Source organism: Corallococcus praedator (genome assembly GCF_003612125.1).
Taxonomy (GTDB): Bacteria; Myxococcota; Myxococcia; order Myxococcales; family Myxococcaceae; genus Corallococcus; species Corallococcus praedator.
This window is the reverse complement of the sequence record NZ_RAWI01000455.1, coordinates 1-6,876: the sequence shown is the minus strand read 5'-3', so window position 1 is coordinate 6,876 and position 6,876 is coordinate 1. Positions and strand designations below refer to the sequence as shown.

Below are 6,876 nucleotides of genomic sequence, written 5' to 3'. Positions count from 1 at the left end.
GGGTGGGGGGCGCGCAGGGGCTCGGTCATGGCGGTCAGTATATGACTTGACGGGAATATGAATCAATAGGCATATACGCCGCATGGAATCCTCGTTCGCGATCCTCGCGGAGCCGAACCGCCGGAGCATCCTCAGTCTGCTGGCCGCATCAGAGTGCTCCGTCGGCGAGCTTGAGCGCCAGCTGCGGATGCCGCAGACCTCCGTGTCCAAGCACCTGCGGGTGCTGCGCGAGGCCGGCTTCGTGGAGGCGCGCGTCGAAGCGCAGAAGCGGGTCTACCGGCTCCGGCCCGAACCGCTCATGGAGGTCGACGCCTGGTTGACGCCCTTCCGGCGCTTCTGGACGGCCCACGTCGATGCGCTCGAACGCCACCTTGATCAGATGGACCCGACACCCAAGAAAGGAAAGAAGCGATGAGCCACCGTGCGAAGTACACGCCCGGCCCCGCGGCCGGAGCCAGGATCCACAAGGAGGCGGAGAAGTGGACGCTCGTGCTCGTCCGCGACCTGCGTCATCCCCCCGCGAAGGTCTGGGAGGCCATCACGGATCCCGAGCATCTGCGCGAGTGGGCTCCGTTTGACTCCGACCGGAACCTGGGTGCCGTTGGCACCGCGAAGCTCACGACCGTGGGCGCTCCGACGCCGTTCGTCGCCGAGACCCAGGTGAAGCGGGCGGAAGCGCCGAAGCTGCTCGAATACAGTTGGGGTGGGAGCGACATGCGCTGGGAACTGGAGCCGCTGGGAGGCAGCGGCACCCGGCTCACGCTCTGGCACAACATCCACCGTGGGTTCATCTCGATGGGTGCGGCGGGCTGGCACATCTGCTTCGACGTGCTGGACGGGCTGCTGTCCGGTGAGCCCCTGGGGCGCATCGTCGGCCCCGAGGCGATGAAGTTCGACGGCTGGCAGCGATTGAACGTCGAGTACGCGAAGCAGTTCGGCGTCGAGCCCCCCGGTCTACCCTCCACCCCCCGGACCTGAACATGCTTCGCTCCAAAGGACTCATCATCGGCTTCTGGCTGGCCACGGCGCTCTTCTGCCTGCAGATAGGTTTCACGGCCTACGCGCAGCTGCGCCTGCCGGAGGTGGCGGCGGCCTTCACCCACCTCGGCTTCCCGGACTACTTCCGGGTGGAACTCTCCTGGGCCAAGTTCCTCGGCGTAGTGCTGCTGCTGGCGCCGGTCCCGGCGCGGCTCAAGGAGTGGGCCTACGCCGGCTTCGCCATCAATCTGGTCTCCGCGCTCGTCGCCCACCTCGCGGTGGGGGATGGCCCGGAGGCGTGGGGCTTCGCGGTGGCCACCGGCGTGCTCTGGGGGCTGTCGTACCTCTGCTGGCGGCGCCTGGAGGCCAGGCCGCACTTGAGAAACGCTTGAGGTCTCTCAGGGGCGCTGGCACGGAGCCGCCTTGGCTTCAACCCGCTCATCGAGGGACAGACCTCGCACGGAGGTGGATGAGCCTCCGTGCGGGGCACGGCTCACCGCAGCTTGAGCACCACGCGGAAGCGGGCGTGGTTGCCCATCATCCGCTCATAGGCCTCGGTGGCGCGCTCGAGCGGGAACACTTCATTGCGCGAGCGCACGTCCGCGAGGGCGCTGAAGGCCATCGTGTCCTGCGAGTCCTGGGGGACGCCGCTCGGCCAGCCCTGGACGCGCTGCCGCTTCATGAGCAGTTGCAGGCTGCTGACGGGGATGGGCTCCGCGCCCGCGCCCAGCAACAGCAGGGTGCCATTGCGTCCCAGGCCACCCACCAGCTCGCCCGCGAGGCTGCTGCTCGATGCGGTCATCATGATGACGCGCGCCCCACCGAGCTTCTGGAGCGCCTTGGCCACCGGGCCCTGCTCCGTGTCGACGTACTCGTGCGCCCCCAGTTCGAGCGCGAGCTGCCGCTTGTCCGCGCCCCGTGAGATGGCTGCGGTGCGATAGCCCAGCTTGCGGGCATATTGGATGGCCAGGTGCCCGAGCCCGCCAATGCCTTGCACCGCCACCAGGTCCCCCGGCCGCACATCCATGTGGCGCAGGGAGTTGAAGGTGGTGACACCCGCGCAGAGCAGGGGAGCGGCGTCCACGGAGTTCATGCCCTCGGGCACCCGGGCGAGCGCCTCCTGGGGCGCGACCATGTATTCCGCGTAGCCTCCGTCGTAGCTGATGCCACACACCTGCTGCACCTCGCACGTGACGAAGTCGCCCTCGCGGCAGGCGGTGCATTGACCGCAGTGGCCTCCGTGCCAGCCCACGCCGACGTGCTGTCCCACCTTCCACGCCGTCACCCCGGGGCCTATCTGGTCGATGCGGCCCACCACCTCGTGACCCGGGACCCGTGGGTATTGGACAGGCATCCAGCCTTCCTTGGTGATGGCATCGCTGTGACAGACGCCACAGGCCTCCACCGCGAGGCGCACCTGTCCGGGACCCGGCTCCGGCACGTCACGTTCGACGAGTTCGAGCGGGCCCTTCGCCTGCCGCACCTGCACCGCCTTCATCTTCCTGGCCATCCGCGTCTCCGTGGGTGTGAAGAACGCGGATAAGCTAAGGGCTCCTCACGGGCCGCGACGAAGACCGCCAGGCAGGGGAGCGGGCGGGAGGGCGGCCGACGGCTCCACCCACGCCGACGCCCGGACCCGCGTCCGCTGGAGGCACTCCTCCATCAGTCGCCCCAACTCCGCCTGGGGCAACACGCCGTTGCGCGCCAGGAAGGCCTCGTCCACGCCCGGGATGCGTGGGAGCGCGGGCGTCTGTTGCGCCTCCAGTGCTTCCAATGCCTGACGCAGCGCCTGCTTCGCCTTGCCTCCGCCCCGCTCCAGGGCGAAGGCGATGACGTCCCAGGCCAGCTCCGCATGCCGTCCCTCATCCTCGGCGATGACCGCCAGGGTCTCGCGCACGACGGGGTCGCTGGCCCGCCGCGCCGCTTCACCGGCGACGCTGGCGGCCAGCCCTTCCCCCAGGCATCCGTCCAGCAACGACCCGCGCACCAGCCGGGACCAGTCATCCGCTTCGCCTGGATTCGAGGGCAGGGGACGCTCCTGTCCCAGCTCCGGAATCGTTCCCGCGCTCCACGGCAGCCCCGAGTAGGCCCGGGCGAACGCGAAGCACCGCCTGGCATGACGGACCTCGTCCAGGGCGGCGAGGTGACACGCTTCCAGCAGCTCCGAGGGCGCGCCCAGGGAGGAGAGCTTGAGCGACAGCTTCGCGAAGGCCGGAACCGACGCATGCTCCAGGCTCGCGGAGTACATCCACGCCTCTCCCAGCACGGTCCGCTGCCAGGGCGTGAGGCCCTCGAGCGCCGGAGCGGCGTCGTCCGCCCAGCCGTCCCCCAGGGCCCGACGGGCCACGCGAGCGCGCCCCTTGAGACGCAGCACGCGCCCCTTCGAGAAGTTCATGTCGCCGATTGCGCTGTAGGCCCAGTACACGAGCCCCATCGTCGTGGCGCCCAGGAGCGTCACCAGGCCCCCGCGGAACCGGTAGCCGTTCAGCATGAAGACGAGCCCCCCCACGAAGAGCCCGGGCCCCAGGACGACGATGAACAGCACCAGCAGCAGCAGCAACAGCACGATGGGCTCGGCCATGCACAACCCTTTCGAATCTGGGCTCCAGAGTCACGGCGGTATGCAGCAACCCATGTGCCAGCATAGACCGCCGTCGCTCATGAAAGGCGCGCCGCGCCCGGTGTGCAGGGGACCGCGTGCAAGGGGGCGCACGTGTGCAGCGCGCTGCACGGTGGACGCCCTGCGAGGCAGTGTCCTGGAAATCATTTTTTCCTGGATGAGCCGGGAGTCGCCTGGGCAAGAATCAAGGGACCATGTTCAAGCTGCTTTCTTCGGCCGTCGTCAGCCTTCTCCTCTCCCTGGGGCTTCTGCCCTCCACCTCGGCGCGGACCGAGGCCCTCGCCGTCACGACGACCACGGTCGCGACGCACAACACCTTGCACGGGCAGGCGACGTTCAAGCCGCTCGCGGACATCATCGGCTGGCAGGAGGTGGACACCTCCGAGGGCCACACCAAGCTCGGGGCGCTCGAGTTCTACGACCACTTCCGGCCCGGCGAGAGCCGGCTCGATGCGCGCAACTCCATCGCCATCTCCTGGCGCAGGAACAAGTACGAGAAGACCGGTGACGGGTCCCGACTCACGCATGGCGGTGAGGCCGAGGTGACGCCTTCGCGCTTCGTGAACTGGGTCGTGCTGAAGAACAAGGAGACCGGCGCGAAGCTGGCCTTCGTCAACACCCACTACATCTCCGGCGCCTGGAACGGAGAGCACCCCGAGCGTCAGGAGCGCTGGCGGACGCACAACGCCGTGGTGCACGAGGTGGTCGCCGACCTGCGCGGACGGGGACTGCCGGTCGTCCTGGTGGGTGACTTCAACCGCCCGCTGTCACAGGACATCCCTGGCATGAACCACCTGCGGACGGCGGGCGTCGAGGGTGTGCCCATCGATCAAATCTACGTCCTCCAGGGCATCGGCACCGGTCCCGCCGAGCGCCTGGAGAAGTTCGGCTCCGACCACTTCGCCTACACCGCGACCGTCGCGTACTGACGGATGGAACTACAGCACTTCCTCAAGGGCGCTCTTCCAGCTGTAGTTCCCGGCCTCCTTGCCCGCGATGGAGCTCTTCGCCGGGTCGATGTGGATGGTCAGCACGCCCGCATCGAGTGAGACCCGGGTTCCATCCGTCGACAGTCGGCACACCGTCTTGGTGAGCGCCTCCTTCACCGCCGCCTTGCCATCCGCGGTGCCGCAGACCTCGACCAGGGTGCCCACGGCCGCCCGGCATGCGCTCTGGGTCCGGTCCTTCATCGGGTCGAAGGCGGGGTAGGTCGTCTTGTCGTAGCTGCTCTTCAAGGTGGACCCGCAGGCCTTGTTGACCGCGTCCTCCTTCTCCTTCAGGTCCTTGTCGTAGACGGCCCAGCCGTTCTTCTGGGCCACGGTGAGCCGTGCGGGCTTGGAAGAGGACTCGTCGGCGATGGCGAGCGAGGCAAACAGGCAGAGACACAAGGACGGAATCCGGAACATGGGGGCTCCTGGTGGAAGCGGGGTGCGGCAGTGCGGCCCGCCGTTCATCCAGGGACTGACCCCCGGGAATTCATTTGCATTCTTTCTGGCCGAGCCATGCACGGTGCCACCTTCGTCCTGAACCCGGTCAGCATCGTTCAGGCGAATGGCGCCAAGGAGGTGGATGGAATCACGTGGGGGCCGGGGGACATCTACGACGATGGGGTCATCTCCATCACCGGCAACCTGGAGGCGGCCGTCATGGCGGAGCTGCACTCGCGTGGGTATCCGACGCCGCCCGCGCAGACTGGACCGACACCTCCGGCAACGCGACCGGGTTCCAGCTCACCAACGTTGCGGGCTCCTCCGCCTGGACCCCATACGCCTGCACGACCACTCCGTAAACGTCACCTTCGGCCTGGGAGAAGGCGGGATGCGCAGGGCCCGCCTTCTTCCGCCGGAGCCCGGACCTGCCAGGCCCTCAGCTCCAGGCCGCTCCTTGAAGCATTGCCTTCAGCCGCGGGTAGAGGTGCTCGACCTGCAATGCCTGACACCACTGTTGGAAGTATTCCGCCAGCCTGACGCGATGGGCGTGGGTCTGCGCGTGGTGCAACTCGAAGTCCTTGCGGTTCTGGACCTTGTCGCCCACCAGCATGGCGTTGACTTCCACCAGGGGCGAAAGCCGGATGCCCGCTGGAGGCAGCGTCGCACGGGCGAGGTAGTCATTGGCCACCGACCGGTATTCCATGGCGAGCCCCAGCACGAAGGCCCCATCCGGAACAGGCGCCAAGGTCTGGGCGACCCGTGCGTAGTGGTCCCGCAGGTCCGTGTCGCCCTGGACGAGGGGATGCAGGCAGAACGCGCGCAGGGCCTGCGGCGATGCCTGGGTGCGCACCATGACAGCCAGCCCTTCATGGATGTGGTTCATGAAGGGGACCTGGCTGCGCCTGGCGCGCTGCTGGCCGTAGAAGCTCTGGACGAGCCCGTGTTCGGGGCTCTGAAGCACACCCGTGGCTTCGAGGGCGGCCCAGGTCGAGGGATGCAGGTCAGGAGGGGATGGATTTGGCATGCAGGCAGGAGGCCCGGTTTCGCAGCGCACCCCGCGGATGTCGGCGCCACCCAGCCTAACGGCTGACGCTGTCGTTCGGAAGGAAGAGGAGCCACGGGCCGCCGTCAGCAGGGGACGACCCGCAGGAGCCCCCACATTCCCTGCGCGACGTCCCACCGCTCGGCGCCGCTGCGGTAGGCGTAGTCACCCGCGCGCCGGGGGGTGAATTCAGAGGTCTTCACCGTGCCGCAGGTGATGGCGGATGCGGAGGAGACCCGAGGCGTGCCGCAGGAAGCGAGGAAGCGCCACTCCGGCCAGGTGACCCCGTGGATGGTGAAGCTGTGGCTGCGCGGCTTGTCGAGCGCCCCGAGCAGCTGGAAGCGCACCTGCCTTCCCGCCGGCACGCGGAACACGGGCGTGGCCGGGTGCGGGTTGGCCAGCGAGTATTTGACGCCCGTCGGACTGAAGCGCGGACCAATGGGTTCGCTTCGGTAGTTGAAGCCCTTCTGCCCCTGGTCCTCCACGTCCGCCGACTCGCCGGGCGCATCCCCTGGGACATCCGCGGCATGCCATTCATAGACATGCAGGTGGAAGACGTGTGTCTCCTTCACCGCTGCGTGGATGAGCCGGATGCGGACCGGAACTCCAATGTAGGCCTTGAGGATGGGCCGCTTCAGGACGTGGCCTTCGCGCAGGAGCTGCCAGAGGCGGCGCTCCCGGTTGATCATCGGCTCGGAGCGATAGGAGATGGGCATGATGGGGAGCAGATCCTCATGCGCACCGTGTCCTCCCCCGTGCCTGCCCCTGTGTTCCCCCTCGCACGGGTGGGGCTCGGGGTGCTGATG

The 6,876-nt window shown here is 68.1% G+C and carries 9 protein-coding genes; 4 read left to right on the top strand and 5 right to left on the bottom strand.

Features of this window, described 5'->3' with window-relative positions; all coding sequences use genetic code 11:
* The first annotated feature begins 82 nt into the window (after window positions 1-82).
* From D7Y13_RS35885 to D7Y13_RS35875, 3 genes are read left to right on the top strand one after another with little or no spacing between them, the layout of a single operon-like run.
* A complete protein-coding gene (locus D7Y13_RS35885) occupies window positions 83-415 on the top strand; it encodes an ArsR/SmtB family transcription factor (protein WP_120533761.1) in 333 nt (110 codons plus the stop codon).
* The gene (locus tag D7Y13_RS35880) at window positions 412-978 is read left to right on the top strand and encodes an SRPBCC family protein (protein ID WP_120533762.1); all 567 of its coding nucleotides are present in this window, start codon (window positions 412-414) and stop codon (window positions 976-978) included. The genes D7Y13_RS35885 and D7Y13_RS35880 overlap by 4 nt, the downstream gene beginning before the upstream one ends.
* A 2-nt stretch (window positions 979-980) precedes the next feature.
* Entirely contained in the window at window positions 981-1,370 is a 390-nt protein-coding gene (locus tag D7Y13_RS35875; RefSeq protein ID WP_120582715.1) for a DoxX family protein, read from the top strand.
* Between the two features lie 101 nt (window positions 1,371-1,471).
* Here D7Y13_RS35875 and D7Y13_RS35870 read toward each other — a convergent pair whose 3' ends face one another.
* Together D7Y13_RS35870 and D7Y13_RS35865 are read right to left on the bottom strand one after the other, a co-directional pair.
* Window positions 1,472-2,488 (bottom strand): alcohol dehydrogenase, encoded by a 1,017-nt coding sequence (locus tag D7Y13_RS35870; protein ID WP_120533767.1) that lies wholly within the window; start codon window positions 2,486-2,488, stop codon window positions 1,472-1,474.
* Between the two features lie 45 nt (window positions 2,489-2,533).
* Window positions 2,534-3,559, bottom strand: coding sequence for a ferritin-like domain-containing protein (locus D7Y13_RS35865; protein ID WP_120533768.1), 1,026 nt, complete (start codon window positions 3,557-3,559; stop codon window positions 2,534-2,536).
* Between the two features lie 233 nt (window positions 3,560-3,792).
* Between D7Y13_RS35865 and D7Y13_RS35860 the strand changes: the two genes are divergently transcribed.
* Entirely contained in the window at window positions 3,793-4,527 is a 735-nt protein-coding gene (locus D7Y13_RS35860; protein ID WP_120582716.1) for an endonuclease/exonuclease/phosphatase family protein, read from the top strand.
* Window positions 4,528-4,536: 9 nt separating this feature from the next.
* Here D7Y13_RS35860 and D7Y13_RS35855 read toward each other — a convergent pair whose 3' ends face one another.
* The 3 genes from D7Y13_RS35855 to D7Y13_RS35845 all read right to left on the bottom strand — a co-directional run bounded on the left by D7Y13_RS35855 (window position 4,537) and on the right by D7Y13_RS35845 (window position 6,786).
* Window positions 4,537-5,004 carry a hypothetical protein gene (locus tag D7Y13_RS35855; RefSeq protein WP_120533770.1) on the bottom strand — a complete coding sequence of 156 codons (468 nt, stop codon included), beginning with the start codon at window positions 5,002-5,004 and terminating at the stop codon, window positions 4,537-4,539.
* Between the two features lie 460 nt (window positions 5,005-5,464).
* Window positions 5,465-5,989, bottom strand: a complete 525-nt coding sequence (locus D7Y13_RS35850; protein ID WP_120582717.1) for a hypothetical protein — start codon at window positions 5,987-5,989, stop codon at window positions 5,465-5,467.
* Window positions 5,990-6,156: 167 nt separating this feature from the next.
* Window positions 6,157-6,786 carry a cupredoxin domain-containing protein gene (locus tag D7Y13_RS35845; protein ID WP_120582718.1) on the bottom strand — a complete coding sequence of 210 codons (630 nt, stop codon included), beginning with the start codon at window positions 6,784-6,786 and terminating at the stop codon, window positions 6,157-6,159.
* Window positions 6,787-6,876 lie beyond the last annotated feature (90 nt).

Bases quoted from the DNA above. Each gene is read 5' to 3' on its own strand.
- D7Y13_RS35855 (WP_120533770.1), bottom strand. From the start codon at position 5,004: ATGTTCCGGATTCCGTCCTTGTGTCTCTGCCTGTTTGCCTCGCTCGCC.
- D7Y13_RS35870 (WP_120533767.1), bottom strand. From the start codon at position 2,488: ATGGCCAGGAAGATGAAGGCGGTGCAGGTGCGGCAGGCGAAGGGCCCG.
- D7Y13_RS35880 (WP_120533762.1), top strand. From the start codon at position 412: ATGAGCCACCGTGCGAAGTACACGCCCGGCCCCGCGGCCGGAGCCAGG.
- D7Y13_RS35865 (WP_120533768.1), bottom strand. From the start codon at position 3,559: ATGGCCGAGCCCATCGTGCTGTTGCTGCTGCTGCTGGTGCTGTTCATC.
- D7Y13_RS35860 (WP_120582716.1), top strand. From the start codon at position 3,793: ATGTTCAAGCTGCTTTCTTCGGCCGTCGTCAGCCTTCTCCTCTCCCTG.
- D7Y13_RS35875 (WP_120582715.1), top strand. From the start codon at position 981: ATGCTTCGCTCCAAAGGACTCATCATCGGCTTCTGGCTGGCCACGGCG.
- D7Y13_RS35885 (WP_120533761.1), top strand. From the start codon at position 83: ATGGAATCCTCGTTCGCGATCCTCGCGGAGCCGAACCGCCGGAGCATC.
- D7Y13_RS35845 (WP_120582718.1), bottom strand. From the start codon at position 6,786: ATGCCCATCTCCTATCGCTCCGAGCCGATGATCAACCGGGAGCGCCGC.